12 protein-coding genes and 2 pseudogenes are annotated in these 12839 nt (G+C 69.7%); 5 read left to right on the top strand and 9 right to left on the bottom strand.

Features of this window, described 5'->3' with window-relative positions; translation table 11 throughout:
• Positions 1-48: 48 nt before the first annotated feature.
• The gene (locus OG410_RS27935; RefSeq protein WP_329301640.1) at positions 49-978 is read right to left on the bottom strand and encodes an AurF N-oxygenase family protein; all 930 of its coding nucleotides are present in this window, start codon (positions 976-978) and stop codon (positions 49-51) included.
• Positions 979-1116: 138 nt separating this feature from the next.
• On the opposite strand from OG410_RS27935, the gene OG410_RS27940 reads away from it, so the two are divergent.
• Entirely contained in the window at positions 1117-2226 is a 1110-nt protein-coding gene (locus OG410_RS27940) for a ferritin-like domain-containing protein (RefSeq protein WP_329301641.1), read from the top strand.
• Here the strand turns inward: OG410_RS27940 and OG410_RS27945 are convergent, their stop codons facing one another.
• The 6 genes and pseudogenes from OG410_RS27945 to OG410_RS27970 form a co-directional block, all read right to left on the bottom strand.
• Positions 2227-2691: a DUF3291 domain-containing protein gene (locus OG410_RS27945; RefSeq protein WP_329301642.1), complete on the bottom strand. Its 465-nt coding sequence runs from the start codon at positions 2689-2691 to the stop codon at positions 2227-2229. It lies immediately after the preceding gene.
• Between the two features lie 259 nt (positions 2692-2950).
• Positions 2951-4408 (bottom strand): penicillin-binding transpeptidase domain-containing protein, encoded by a 1458-nt coding sequence (locus tag OG410_RS27950; protein WP_329301643.1) that lies wholly within the window; start codon positions 4406-4408, stop codon positions 2951-2953.
• Positions 4405-5790, bottom strand: coding sequence for an FtsW/RodA/SpoVE family cell cycle protein (locus OG410_RS27955; protein ID WP_443063801.1), 1386 nt, complete (start codon positions 5788-5790; stop codon positions 4405-4407). The genes OG410_RS27950 and OG410_RS27955 overlap by 4 nt, the downstream gene beginning before the upstream one ends.
• A 97-nt stretch (positions 5791-5887) precedes the next feature.
• Positions 5888-6553, bottom strand: a complete 666-nt coding sequence (locus OG410_RS27960; protein WP_329301644.1) for an SH3 domain-containing protein — start codon at positions 6551-6553, stop codon at positions 5888-5890.
• Between the two features lie 71 nt (positions 6554-6624).
• Positions 6625-6954: pseudogene (locus OG410_RS27965) on the bottom strand (ATP-binding protein); the annotation flags it as partial.
• Between the two features lie 158 nt (positions 6955-7112).
• On the bottom strand, positions 7113-7619 hold the full coding sequence (locus OG410_RS27970) for a protein-tyrosine phosphatase family protein (RefSeq protein WP_329301645.1): 507 nt from the start codon (positions 7617-7619) through the stop codon (positions 7113-7115).
• Positions 7620-7717: 98 nt separating this feature from the next.
• Between OG410_RS27970 and OG410_RS27975 the strand changes: the two genes are divergently transcribed.
• A complete protein-coding gene (locus OG410_RS27975; protein WP_329301646.1) occupies positions 7718-8521 on the top strand; it encodes a nuclease-related domain-containing protein in 804 nt (267 codons plus the stop codon).
• A gap of 137 nt (positions 8522-8658) precedes the next feature.
• Here OG410_RS27975 and ligD read toward each other — a convergent pair whose 3' ends face one another.
• Positions 8659-9540, bottom strand: coding sequence for a non-homologous end-joining DNA ligase (gene ligD, locus OG410_RS27980; protein ID WP_329301647.1), 882 nt, complete (start codon positions 9538-9540; stop codon positions 8659-8661).
• A 62-nt stretch (positions 9541-9602) separates the two neighbouring features.
• Here ligD and ku point away from each other — a divergent pair, with 62 nt between their 5' ends.
• From ku to OG410_RS27995, 3 genes are all read left to right on the top strand, one after another.
• Positions 9603-10784 (top strand): non-homologous end joining protein Ku, encoded by a 1182-nt coding sequence (gene ku / locus OG410_RS27985; protein ID WP_329301648.1) that lies wholly within the window; start codon positions 9603-9605, stop codon positions 10782-10784.
• A gap of 259 nt (positions 10785-11043) precedes the next feature.
• Positions 11044-11175, top strand: coding sequence for a hypothetical protein (locus tag OG410_RS27990; protein WP_329301649.1), 132 nt, complete (start codon positions 11044-11046; stop codon positions 11173-11175).
• 263 nt (positions 11176-11438) lie between these two features.
• Complete coding sequence (locus tag OG410_RS27995; protein WP_329301650.1) at positions 11439-12398, top strand: hypothetical protein; 960 nt, start codon at positions 11439-11441, stop codon at positions 12396-12398.
• A gap of 242 nt (positions 12399-12640) precedes the next feature.
• On the opposite strand, the pseudogene OG410_RS28000 reads toward OG410_RS27995, so the two are convergent.
• A pseudogene (locus tag OG410_RS28000) lies at positions 12641-12824 on the bottom strand (IS5/IS1182 family transposase); the annotation flags it as partial.
• Positions 12825-12839: the final 15 nt, after the last annotated feature.

A 12839-nucleotide genomic window follows, 5' to 3' on the forward strand; every position in this document is an offset into this window, starting at 1 on the left:
CGAGCGCCCCCGAACCCCGCGCGAGTCCGCAGCCGCCCGGGAGTCACTTCAGGCCAGCAGCCCCGACGACTTCCACAGCCGCCGCCCGGCCCCCCGCAGCACCCCGATGTCGTCCAGGAAGTCCGTCAGCTTCCTGGCCCCGGTCTGCATCACGTCCCGCCGGTGCCCACTGGCCTTCACCTGGGCCAGGGCCTCGCGCTTGTCGAGCCCGACGTTCGTGTAGACCTCGGGGTTGACGAAGGCCACCGAGAACACGCGGGCGAACTCGCCCGAGGTGACCCGGGTGAACTCCTGCGACCACCGCGGCGCGGTGAGCATCTGCCGCCGCAACTCCTCCCGGGCGTACCGGACATGGCGCGCCTCCTCCACCACGTGGATCCGCGTGACCCCCCGGACGAGGGTCTGCACCCGCTCGTCCGGGAACGTCAGCCGCTGCATCCAGTCGAGGATCTCCTCACCGAGCAGTGTCGCCGTGAAGGACCCCGGAGTGGTCGAGATGGTCTTGAACAGCCGTCCCAGATTCCGATGCGCCCGGCTCACCGGGTAGTACGGCGTGCCCCCGCGCGTGATCAGGCGCGCGAACATCTTCGAGTGCCGGCACTCGTCCTCGATCTCGGTCAGCGCGTACCGCACATGCGCGCTCGTCGCCGCCTTGTCGTAGATGTGCCGTACCAGCAGCTGCATCAGGATGATCTCGAACCAGATGCCCAGCGAGGCCAGCGCGGCCGCCTCGTGCCGGGACAGCGCGATCCGCTGCTCCTCGCTCATCCGCCGCCACAGCGGGGTGTCGTACAGCGACACCAGCTCGGGCGGCCAGAACCACTTGCCCTCCTCGAAGGGCGCGTCCCAGTCGAGTTCCTTGTCGGGGTCGAAGGAGTGCTTGGCGGAGGAGTCGAGGAGGCGCTCGGCCACCTGCTCCCGGTCCTTGAGCAGACCGAGCGCGTCACGGAGCACATCGGCTTCGGGCACCGTCGTCATGGCTGTTCCCACCTCGTCGTACGGGATCTCTATGGGTTACCGGCGGTCACCACTTATGAGACTGCTTGTCAGCAAGCTCGTCAATCCCCTGTGCCGGACTTGTTGACGGCGCGTCTACTCCGTGTGAGCCTGCGAAGTATGCCGACGCATGAGCTGTACGCCGCGGACTCGGGAGATCCCCACTGGCAGATACCGGCCTCGGGGGCGGCCCGCTTCAGCTGGGAGTACGACGACGGTCGTGACCGGCTGCTCGCCCTCTACCAGAAGGGCAAGGACAAGCAGTGGGACGGTCAGAAGCGCATCGACTGGGGCCTGGAGGTCGATCCCCTCGATCCGCTCGGCACCCCCGACGAGGCGATGACCCTGTACGGCACCCCGTACTGGACGAAGATGACCGACCGGGACAAGGGTGAACTGCGCAAGCACTACGCCTCCTGGCAGTTCAGCCAGTTCCTGCACGGCGAACAGGGCGCGATGGTCTGCGCGGCGCGCATCGTCGAATCGGTCCCCGACCTCGACGCCAAGTTCTACTCGGCCACCCAGACCATGGACGAGGCCCGGCACGCGGAGGTCTACTCCCGCTTCCTGCACGAGAAGATCGGGATGCTCTACCCGATCAACGACAACCTCCGGTCCCTCCTCGGCGACACCCTGCGCGACTCGCGCTGGGACATGCCGTACCTGGGCATGCAGGTCCTGATCGAAGGCCTGGCGCTGGCCGCCTTCGGGATGATCAGGGACACCACCGACAAGCCGTTGCCGAAGCAGATCCTGTCGTACGTGATGCAGGACGAGGCCCGCCATGTCGCCTTCGGCCGCATGGCCCTGCGCGACTACTACCGGCAGCTCTCCGACGCCGAACTCCGCGAACGCGAGGAATTCGTGATCGAGGGCTGCTATCTGATGCGGGACAGGCTGCGCGGGGTCGAGGTCCTGGAGAACTTCGGCATCCCGAAGACGGAGGCCGAGGAGTTCAGTGAGAACTCCGAATTCCTGCACCTCTTCCGCCAGTTGCTCTTCAGCCGCATCGTCCCGTGCGTCAAGGACATCGGCCTGTGGGGCGAACGCCTCCAGCGCGCCTACGTGGACATGGGCGTCTTCGACATGGGCAACTCCAACCTTGACCTGCTGATGGCCCAGGACGAGGAGATGGCCGAACAACTGGACGCGGAGCGGTTCGCGACCGAGGAGAGGGAACGCGTGGCGGAGGTCGGGAACACGATCGACGAGGGGCGCGGGAGCCCGTGATCACGGCCCCGCCGGCGGGAAGGAGGTCCGCAGGCTGAAGGCGTGCGGCGTGGGTCCGTGTTCGCGCAGGTGGAGGAGGCGGGACTCGGCTTCCGCGACCGTGGGACGGTGGCCGGCCGGAACCCACCACAGTGCGGTCACCGCTTCCTCCAGCCGCTCGAACCACTCACGGCGCCGTGCCATCAGCTCGCGGTGCCGGCCCTGGTACATGAACGCCGTCAGCGCGTTCGTGTCCCGCCAGGTGGACATGTTGATGATCGTCCAGGCGTCGCCGAGGACGCGGAAGTCCGTGGCGTCGCCGGAGTCGTCCTGCAGACGCCAGACGAATCCGTCCGCCGCGTCCGCGACGGCGTTCACGGGTTCGAGGGCTTCCACGAAATCTTTCAACTGGGGGGAATCCAAAGGGGCTTTGAGGCGAGCGACGTTGACCTGGGCGAGTTCGAACGAGGCTGTCGACGAAGTCATGGCCGAACGGTAGGTCGGCCGGGAGGAACGGCACAGCCCCCGTCTCACGGACTGGGCGACCCGAATCGGAACCCGGGGCGACCCGAACCGGAACCTGGGCGAGGCAGACTGAAACTGGGGCGACCGGAACCGGAACCGGGGCGGGGCGGACCGGAACCGGGGCGACCGGAACCGGAACCAGAGCGAGACCGGCCGAACCCGGGCCGCGACAGGCCAGGACCTGGGCGCGCGATGAAGCGCTCCGGAGTGGGAGCCCCCTTCAAGAGCCCAGCACCGCTTCCATCACAGTCCGGGCGATCGGCCCCGCGAACCCGCCCCCGGTGATGTCCCCGCGGTTCGCGGCGGCATCCTCGACGACGACCGCGACGGCCACCGCGGGCTCCATGGAGCCGTCGGCGCGGGCCCAGGAGATGAACCAGGCGTACGGGGTACCGGAGTTGCCGATGCCGTGCTGGGCGGTGCCGGTCTTTCCGCCGACGGTGGCACCGGGAATGGCGGCCACGGTCCCGGTGCCCTTCTCCACCACGTCGGTCATCAGCTCGCGCATGCGCTGCGCGGTCGACGCTCTCATCGCCTGATGAAGGACGCGCGGACCGGTCGTGCTGAGCGTCGCGCCTCTGTGCGTGGTCGTCCGCTCCACCAGATAGGGCGTTTTGACCGAACCGTCGCCCGCGACGGCCGACGCGATCATCGCCATCTGCAACGGAGTCGCCCGGGTGTCGAACTGGCCGATGGAGGAGAGCCCCAACTGCGCCCTGTCGAGCCGCAGATCGAAGTTGCTGGGCGCCACCGAGAAGGGGATGCGCAGCTTGCGGTCGTTGAAGCCGAAGTCCGCCGCCGTCCTCGTCATGTCGTCGAGCCCGATGTCCACGCCCAGTTTCGCGAAGACCGTGTTGCAGGACCAGGTGAAGGCGTACCGCAGGGAGGCGTCCTCGCAGCCCTCGATCTCGTTCGTGAGCCTGGTCGTGGTGCCGGGAAGCCGGTAGGGGTTCGGTGACCTGGTGGGCGCGTCGACATCGTCCACGACACCCGAGTCCAGCGCCGCGGCGGCGGTCAGCACCTTGAACGTCGACCCCGGCGGATACGTCTGCCGGATCGCCCGGTTGAGCATCGGCTTGTCGGCCCGGCCGTTCAGCCCGGCCCACGCCCCGGTGACGTCCGGCCCCGTCCCGGACAGCCGCGCGGGATCGTACGACGGCGTGGAGACCAGGGCCAGGATCCGCCCAGTCGACGGTTCGATCGCGGCGACCGCGCCCCGGCGGCCGCCGAGTCCCTCGTAGGCGGCCCGCTGCGCGGCCGGGTTGAGGGTGGTGACGACCCTGCCGCCGGAGCCGCGGGCCCGGGTGAGGCCGCTGAACAGGGGGAACGGGGTCAGCATCGGGTCGGTGCCGGAGAGGATGCCGTCCTCGGTGCCCTCCAGCAGCGTGGTCCCGTAGAGCTGTGAGGAGAAGCCGGTGACGGCGGCGTACAACGGCCCGTCCAGGTAGGTCCGTTCGTAGCGGAACTGCTCGCCGGTGTCCTTGGAGCCGGTGACCGTGCGGCCGTCGACGACGATGTCCCCGCGCGGCTGGCCGTAACGGGCGATCGCCGGACGGCGGTTGGCGGGATTGCGGTCGTACGACGGGGCCTCGACGACCTGGACGCGGGCGGCGTTGACCAGGAGGGCCACGAGCAGCACGGCGCACAGCCCGACGGCCCGGCGGATGTACTTGGTCATGGTGCCGGTGTCCCGTCGTACTGACCGCGGGCGCAGTCGCTGATCCGGATCAGCAGGGCCACGATGATCCAGTTGGTGACGACGGAGGAGCCGCCCTGGGCGAGGAACGGCATCGCCATGCCCGTCAGCGGGATCAGGCCGGTCACGCCTCCCGCGATGACGAAGACCTGGAGCGCCACGATCGAGGCGAGGCCGATCGCGAGCAGCCGGCCGAAGGGGTCGCGCAGAGCGAGGCCCGCGCGGTAGCCGCGTTCGACGAGGAGGGCGTAGAGGAGGAAGACCGCGGACAGGCCGGTCAGACCGAGTTCCTCGCCCGCGGTGGCCAGAATGAAGTCGGACTTGGCGGCGAAGCCGATGAGGACCGAATGGCCGAGCCCCAGGCCGGTGCCGAGCATGCCGCCGGCGGCGAACGCGAAGAGGGACTGGGCGAGTTGGTTGGGTCCCTGGCCGGCGGTGATCGAGGCGAAAGGGTCCAGCCAGTCCTCGACCCGGCTGTGGACATGCGGTTCGAGGCGGCCGACGGCGAGGGCGCCGACGCAGGCGAGCAGCAGCCCGACCGCGATCCAACCGGTGCGGCCGGTGGCCACGTAGAGCAGGATCACGAACAGGCCGAAGAAGAGCAGCGAGGTTCCGAGGTCCCGCTCCAGGACCAGGACCAGGACGCTGAGCAGCCAGATCGCCACGATCGGGCCGAGGACGCGGCCGGTGGGCAGCTGGAGCCGCCGGAACCGCCAGATCTGGCGGCCGCTGTACGCGAGCGCGTTGCGGTTGGCGGCGAGGTAGCCGGCGAAGAAGACGGCGAGCAGGACCTTCGCGAACTCGCCCGGCTGGATGGAGAATCCGGCGATCCGGATCCAGATGCGGGCGCCGTTCACCGCCGGGAAGAAGATCGGCAGGACGAGCAGGGCGAGGGCGCCGACCACCGAGACGTAGGTGTAGCGCTGGAGGACACGGTGGTCGCGCAGACAGAGCACGACGACGATGAAGAACGCGACGCCGAGCGTGGACCAGACGAGCTGGATGGGAGCCGCCTGGTCGGCCGGGGTCTCCAGGTCGAGCCGGTAGATCAGCACCAGGCCCAGGCCGTTGAGGAGGACGGCGATGGGCAGCAGCAGCGGATCGGCGTAGGGGGCCCGCAGGCGCACGGCGACATGGGCGAGGAGCGCGAGCACGCCGAGCCCGGCGCCGTAACCGGCGGCGCCGGGCGGAACGGTGCCGTGCCTGGCGAGACCGACGGCGCAGTAGCCGTACACGCAGAGCAGGACGGCGACGACGATGAGGGACAGCTCGATGCCACGGCGCCTGGGCAGGCGTTCGGCGGGAGGAGCCGGGTCAGCCGCCACGGCCGTTCCGGAGGTTCCGGACATTCCGGGCTGGATCATGTCCGGAACGTAGCAAGCGGGCGACCCGATGTCCCGTTACCCGATGTCCCGTCATGCGATGACGAACCGAGGGTCCGGTCCGCCGTCGCCCCGGGTGTCAGCACCAGCGGGGGGCGGGGCCGATGTTGTCGATGTAGCGAGCGGCGCCCCAGGCCCAGGTGCCGTCCGTGAGGAGGTACCAGTTCGGGTTGCCGTCGACGGTCTCGCCGGGGGTCTTGCAGAAGATGGAGACGATCTCCCCCTGCCGCGCGACCCGGATCAGCTGGCTGCCGCGTGTCGGGGAGCTGCGCAGGGCCAGCCCGCCATGAGCGGTGACCCGGCCCTGGTACAGCCGCGGATTGTTCTGGCCGTTCCCGTTCCCGTTCCCGTTCCCGTTGACGTTCGCCGGTTCGCGGCCGTCACCGCCACCGCCGCCGTTGTTCCAGTTCTGGTTGCCGCCCCCGCCCCCGTTGTCCCAGCTGTTGCCGCCCCCGCCGCCGTTGTCCCAGTTCTGGTTGCCCCCGCCGTCACCGCCCCCGCCGTCACCGTTGCTCCACGACTGGCCGCCCCCGTCGCCACCGGCGCCCTGCTCGCGGCCGTCACCGCCTCCGTCACCACCGTCGCTCCACTGGTGGCCGTCGGCGCCGTTGCTCCACTGCTGATGGTCACCGCTTCCGGAGCCGCCGTCGCCGTCGGCGAGGGCGGGGGCGGCACCGGCGAGGGCGACGAGGCTGCCGGTGGCGAGGGCCATACCGATTCGGGTGTATCGGGACCGCAGGGACATGGAGGGCTCCTCCAGGAAGGGGGTGAAGCTGACTTATCGCCACATTAGGATCGGGAGCCCGGGAGCGCAGTTCACACTCCGCCATCGGGGACGCCCGGCTCCCGCCGTCCGCCCTGAGGGAGCGTCAGTGTCGCCGGCGCACCGCCGTCCGGGGCGCCGGCGGACTCCGGACGCGCATCCAGGACCTCCGCCCGGCCGAGCGCGATCGTCAGGCCCAGCCCGTGGCCCTTGGCGCCGCCCTCGGTACGGAAGCGTTGCGGGCCGTGCTCCACGAGGTAGCCGGGGTAACCGTCCCCGTGGTCCCGGACGGTGACGACCGGGCCGTCCAGGGTCAGCACCACCGGCCTTCTGCCGTGCTTGTGGGCGTTCGCCACCAGATTCCCGAGCACCAAGTCGGCCTTCCCGTCGCCGGTGAGATCGCGGTAGTACGCCCGCAGGACCGGGCACGTGCGGCCGCGCGCGCCCGGCTGCCCGCAGTCCTCGAGCAGCCGCGCGGTCTCGGCGTACGCCGTATGGGGCCCGTTTCCTCTCCTCGCCGCGGGAGCGCCTGCCCCGGCGGCTACTCCGCGAGTTCTTCGAGAAGGCGTGCCGTGGGGAGCCCGGCCCGCAGGTACTCCACGAACAGCTCGTTGTGCAGAGCCCAGGGCGAGCGCCGGGCCCGGATCAGCCGTATCGCGTCGTCGGCGGTGTACCCCGCCAGGGCGAGCGCGTGCGCGACGACCAGCCCCGAGCGGTTGTACCCGTGATGGCAGCGGACGAGCACCCGGCGCCCGTCCTCCAACGCGTCGTCGGCGGCCCGCGCGAGCCGCATGACCCCGGTGAGCTGCGTACCGTCCAGCGGCCCGTCCGGTATCGGCCACACATGATGCTCGACCCCCGGGTCGGGCCCGTGCCCCGGCTGCCGCAGCAGCGTCAGCACCAGGTCGAACTCGTCGTTCACGACGACGGATTGCGGCTGTCCCGAACGCCCCGTGAACTCGTGGCCGCCCATCCACAGGCCGGGCACGATCTCACTCCACGGGCTGTCCGGGGCCGGAACATCCGGATACCTTCTGCGAGTTCGCAACGGCGCCTCCCACCCAACTGCCCCAACTCCTGCCAAAGGTAACCGGGTTCTTGCCCCTGGAGCACCCCGCCTGTTCCCATGGTCATGGGGTGATGGGTATGAACGGACTGCGCGTCGTACCGGCCCGGCGCCATGGACAGGAGCGCCTGTACGTGTGCCTGACCGACGGGAGGAGCGTCGCCTGGTACGACCGTGACACGGCCAGGGTCAATCTGCTCAGCGAGGACCGGCGCGAGGACGTGCTCGGCGTTCTGCGCCCGTTCCTGACCGGCCCGGTGACGGTCGGACCACCGCCCGTGCCGACCTCGGCCGAGCTGGCCCGCCTGACCCTCCACCCGGACGACGACCTCGCGCCCAACCGGCCGGGCGAGGCCCTGCTGATCGACCTCGACCGGGACCCCGGCCCGGCGCACCGGCTGCGCCCCGACCCGCGCCGCCGCGCGCTCGCCGCCGAGCAGACCGTCGGCGTGGCCCTCGACCGGCTGGAGGGAGGGGGCCTGCACATCCTGCACTCGGTCCCGCTCCCGGGCGGCGACCGCATCCATCACCTGCTGATCGGCCCCGCCGGCCTCTTCTCCCTGCACGCCCTGCACGCCCACAAGCAGCGCGTCCTGATCACCGACCCGATGGTCACCGTAGGCCGCCGCGCATCACGTCCGCTGCTCCGCCGGATCCGTTCCGACGCCGACCGCGCGTCCCATGCCCTGACCGCCGAGGTCCACGCCGTCCTCGCCGTGGTCGGCCCCGCGCGCCTGGACGCGCCGACTCCTCCGCGCGAGGTCCGTGTCCTGCGGGACACCGACATCGCGGACCTCGGGCGGCTCGGCGGGGTGCTCAAACCGGCGGACGTGGAGGCCCTGCACGCGATGGCCCGAGACCGGCATACGTGGCTGCGCGCGTGAAGGGCCCCTCGCCTCGTACCCCGCGGCTCTCGCCTTGCGCCCCAGTGTTCATGGCAGCCGCCCGCACGCCCAAGCTCTCACGGCAGCCGTCCGGCACGCCCCGGCGTTCACGGCAGCCGTCCGGCACGCCCCCGCGTTCACGGCAGCTGTCCGGCACGATCCGGGTCGAACAGCGGGGCCAGGAGATCGCCGAAGTCCTGCACGCGGGGCGGGATGTCCGTTGCCTGGAAGGCGAGTTGAGCCGGCGACCCGCATCCCTCGACCTCGTCCCAGGTCACGGGTGCGGACACCGTCGGCTCCGCCCGGGCCCGTAGCGTGTAGGGAGTGGCGGTCGTCTTGCGGCCGGCGTTCTGACTCCAGTCGACGAACACTTTTCCCGGGCGCAGGTTCCGTGTCATCCGGTGCACGACCCGTCGGGGCAGCGCCTTCTCCGCCTCCACGGCCAGCCCCTTCGCGTACGCGCTGACGTCGGCGGACGGCGTCGGCGCGACGGGGGCCAGCAGATGGAGCCCCTTCGACCCGGACGACTTCGCGTACGTCTCGATCCCGTCGGCGGCCAGCCGCTCGCGCAGCCACAACGCCACCTCGCAGCACTCCACGACCGTGGCAGGCGTGCCCGGATCGAGGTCGAAGACGATCCGGTCGGCGATCCCGGGCGTGCCGATCGTCCACTGCGGCGTGTGGAACTCCGTCACGAGGTTCGCCGCCCACATGAGCGAGGCCAGATTCTGGACGAGGACCATGCGCGCGGGTCCCTCCGTGTGTGGCACCTCGGCCGTGGTGACCCAGGCGGGTGTACCCGGCGGAACGTTCTTGGTGAAGAAGACCTGCCCGTCGGGCCCGTCGGGATAGCGCAGGAAGGAGACCGGCCGGTCCCGCAGATGGGGGAGGAGCACCTCCGCCACCGTGGCGTAGTAGTGCAGCACCTCGCCCTTGGTGAATCCGGTGGCCGGGTGGAGGACCTTGTCGAGATTGGTGAGCGCGAGCCTCCTGCCCTCCACCTCCGTGATCGGCGTCATACGATGACAATCCCACGAAACCGGCACATACCTTACTTAAAGTGATCTGAAGGGTGCTGAACGTGCGATCCATCTGGAACGGCGCCATTTCCTTCGGCCTGGTGAGCATCCCGATCAAGGTCATGAACGCCACCGAGAGCCACGCGATCTCCTTCCGCCAGATCCACCTCGACGACGGCGGCCGCATCCGCTACCGCAAGGTGTGCGAGCTGGAGGACAGCGAGGTCTCGACCGCGGAGATCGGGAAGGCCTACGAGGACGTGGACGGAACCCTGATCCCGATCACGGACGAGGACCTGGCCTCGCTGCCCATCCCGACCACCCGGACGATCGAGATCGTGGCCTTCGTCCCGGCGGACCGCATCGACCCGCTCCAGATGGACACGGCGTACTACCTGGCCGCGAACGGCGTCCCCGCCGCCAAGCCGTACATCCTGCTGCGCGAGGCCCTCAAACGCAGCCAGAAGGTCGCCGTGGCGAAGTTCGCGCTGCGCGGGCGGGAGCGGCTCGGCATGCTGCGCGTCGTCGACGACGTCATCGCCATGCACGGCCTGCTCTGGCCGGACGAGATCCGCGCCACCGACGAGGTCGCCCCGGACACGGCCATCACGGTCCGCGACAAGGAGCTCGACCTGGCCGACGCCCTGATGGACACCCTCGGCGAGGTCGACCTCGAAGACCTGCACGACGACTACCGCGAGGCCGTGGAGGAACTCGTCACCGCCAAGGCCGAGGGCCACGAAGCGCCTGCCGCTCCATCGGGGGAGGAGTCCGGCGGCAAGGTGCTCGACCTGATGGCGGCCCTGGAGAAGAGCGTGCGCGCGGCCAAGGAATCGCGGGGCGACGAGTCCGAGAAGGCCGCCGGGACCGGTGAGGACGCCGAGGTCACCCAGCTGCCGAGCGGCAAGACACGGGCCGGTGGGTCGGCCCGCACGGTACCCAAGGAGGTCGGCGGAAAGAAGTCGACGTCGACCGCGAAGAAGACAGCGGCGAAGAAGACCACACCGAGAAAGTCGACGACGAAGTCGACGGCGGGAAAGAAGTCCACGACGGGAAACCGAACTACGGGAAACCGGACGACGGAAGGCCGGACGACGAAGGCGAAGTCGGCCGCCGGGACGGCCGCGAAACAGTCCGCCGACACAGCTGCCGCCGCCTCCTCCTCCCGGACAGCGGCCAAGAAGACCGCCGCGAAGAAGACGCCCGCGAAGAAGTCGACCCCACGCAAACGAGCGTCGGCGTGAGAACGGGCAGGGACCCCTCACCACGTTCTTCAAGGGCAGGGCACCCGCCGCCGGGCCGGACCGACCGGAACTCACTCATGTCCGCCACGGCGGCCGAGACCGTGCGGCGTAAGCGGTGGACCCTCGTCAATGCCGCGAACTACGCGGTCGACTTGGGGGAGCTGCGCGAAATCCGATCACGGCTCTCCGCTGGCGGAAACCGAAGGCCTCCAACCAGGTTGACCCTCGTGTTGCCGCCGACCTGAGCAGGCGCGCAATCGTGGAGGCCCTGCTGACCCGCTACGCGAAGTGCCTCGACGGGCGGCAGGACGTGGTCAACCGGCGTATCGGGGACCGGCTTCGCGAGCACGATGACTGGCGTATCGAGGACCGGCTTCGCGAGCACGAGTGACTGAGGGCACGATCCTGCGGTCACCACCTCCGTACCCAACGGCTTCCCAGCCGCCTTCGGCCTGTGTCACCGCCGCTGGTGCGCCCTTCGCCGTGCCGACCGCGCGTGCCGGCCGGCACGCGTCGATACCTGGCCGCCGGTCCTGCCTTTGCCGCGAATGACAGGTTGCGGGCTCGCGGAAAACTGGTCATGGTCGCTGAAGGTGATCAATTGATCACGCAATGCGACCTGGAGAAAAGATGCTCAGACGTCAACTCAGCCCCGTGGTCTTGGCTGTGCCGATTGTTGCTGTGCTTGGCATGGGAAGCGCGGCAAGCGCGGAACCCCAGGTGTCCATCCCCTGTGATGTCGCCGCGCTCAACAATGCGATCGTCGCCGCCAACGACAACACCGGACCGCACACCATCAGGCTCGCGCCCAAATGCGTCTACAACGTCACGACTCCGGCGTCGACCGGTGGGCTCGGCGCCAACGCCCTGCCGCGGATCACGGGCACCGTCACCCTGCTGGGTCACAACACCACCATCCGACGGGACCCCGACGCCTCCGACGCCTTCCGCATCGCGCAGATCGACGGTCCCAATGGGCGCCTGACCGTGGACGGTGTCACGGCGACCGGTGGCGGCTACCTCGATTACGCCGGCACCTACCTGCCCACCGACGGAGGGACGCTCATCCTCCGGCACAGCACGGTGACCAACAGCACGGCAAACCAAGGGGGCGCCATTTTCGTCAACCAGGGCAGCACCCTCGAAGTCCATGACAGCGTTCTGCGGGACAGCGCGGCACAGCGGGGAGGCGCCATCTACAACGGGCCGCGCAGCACCACCCTGCTCGACAACACCAAAGTGGAGCGGAATCAGGCTACGCAACTTGGGGGTGGCATCTTTACCGCCGGGGCCTCTCTGACCATCAAGAAGTCGTACATCGGCGGCAATCGCGCTTTCGAGCAGGGCGGCGGAATCTACAACGACCGCGCCCCGATGGACATCTCCTCGACGACCATCGCCGACAATCGTGCGGGCCAGATGGGCGGCGGTATCGCCAACGACGGCACCAGCACGCTGACGAAAACAGTGGTGCAGCGCAACAGTGCGCTCAACGGCGGCGGCATCTGGCAAGCGCCGTCCCCCAGCGTCCTGAACCTCGTCAACAGCCGGATCGTCGACAACACCCCCAACAACTGCCGGCCTGTCGGCTCGGTCCCTGGCTGTACGTCCTGACCGCGGAGCGGGCGCATCGACGGTGCGGCCCTCGGTGATCGGTGATCCGGGGCAGAGGACGGAGGCGGCGAAGGAGTCGGCCCGCTCTTTGCGCCCAACGACCGGGGCCGCTGCCTCAAGATCCCGTCCACACTCGTCCACAGCCCCCGGCATAGAGCCGCCTCGGGCTGCAACTGCCTGCACATACGCGAAGACCCCGGCCTCAGCGTTTCCGCTGCTGACGGGGTCTTTGGGCACCTCATCGTGCGCCAGTGCGCCGCCACCAGCAGTGCTCGGTCCTCCAGCGGCAGGCTCCACGGTCGGCCCCGCACCGCATCCGCACCCCTCGCGGCGCAACACGGTCACCAGCTTGGCGAACTGGCGCGGGCTCAGCCCAGTGAATGGAGCTATCCAGGTCGACTCCGACGCCGTGATCACACCAGCCATCACGTGATCGTCTCA

The organism is Streptomyces sp. NBC_00659, from assembly GCF_036226925.1.
GTDB lineage: Bacteria > Actinomycetota > Actinomycetes > Streptomycetales > Streptomycetaceae > Streptomyces.

Coding starts and splice junctions, on each gene's coding strand:
- OG410_RS27940 (WP_329301641.1), top strand. CDS start 1,117: ATGCCGACGCATGAGCTGTACGCCGCGGACTCGGGAGATCCCCACTGG.
- OG410_RS27960 (WP_329301644.1), bottom strand. CDS start 6,553: ATGTCCCTGCGGTCCCGATACACCCGAATCGGTATGGCCCTCGCCACC.
- OG410_RS27945 (WP_329301642.1), bottom strand. CDS start 2,691: ATGACTTCGTCGACAGCCTCGTTCGAACTCGCCCAGGTCAACGTCGCT.
- ligD (WP_329301647.1), bottom strand. CDS start 9,540: ATGACGCCGATCACGGAGGTGGAGGGCAGGAGGCTCGCGCTCACCAAT.
- OG410_RS27955 (WP_443063801.1), bottom strand. CDS start 5,790: ATGATCCAGCCCGGAATGTCCGGAACCTCCGGAACGGCCGTGGCGGCT.
- OG410_RS27950 (WP_329301643.1), bottom strand. CDS start 4,408: ATGACCAAGTACATCCGCCGGGCCGTCGGGCTGTGCGCCGTGCTGCTC.
- OG410_RS27935 (WP_329301640.1), bottom strand. CDS start 978: ATGACGACGGTGCCCGAAGCCGATGTGCTCCGTGACGCGCTCGGTCTG.
- OG410_RS27975 (WP_329301646.1), top strand. CDS start 7,718: ATGAACGGACTGCGCGTCGTACCGGCCCGGCGCCATGGACAGGAGCGC.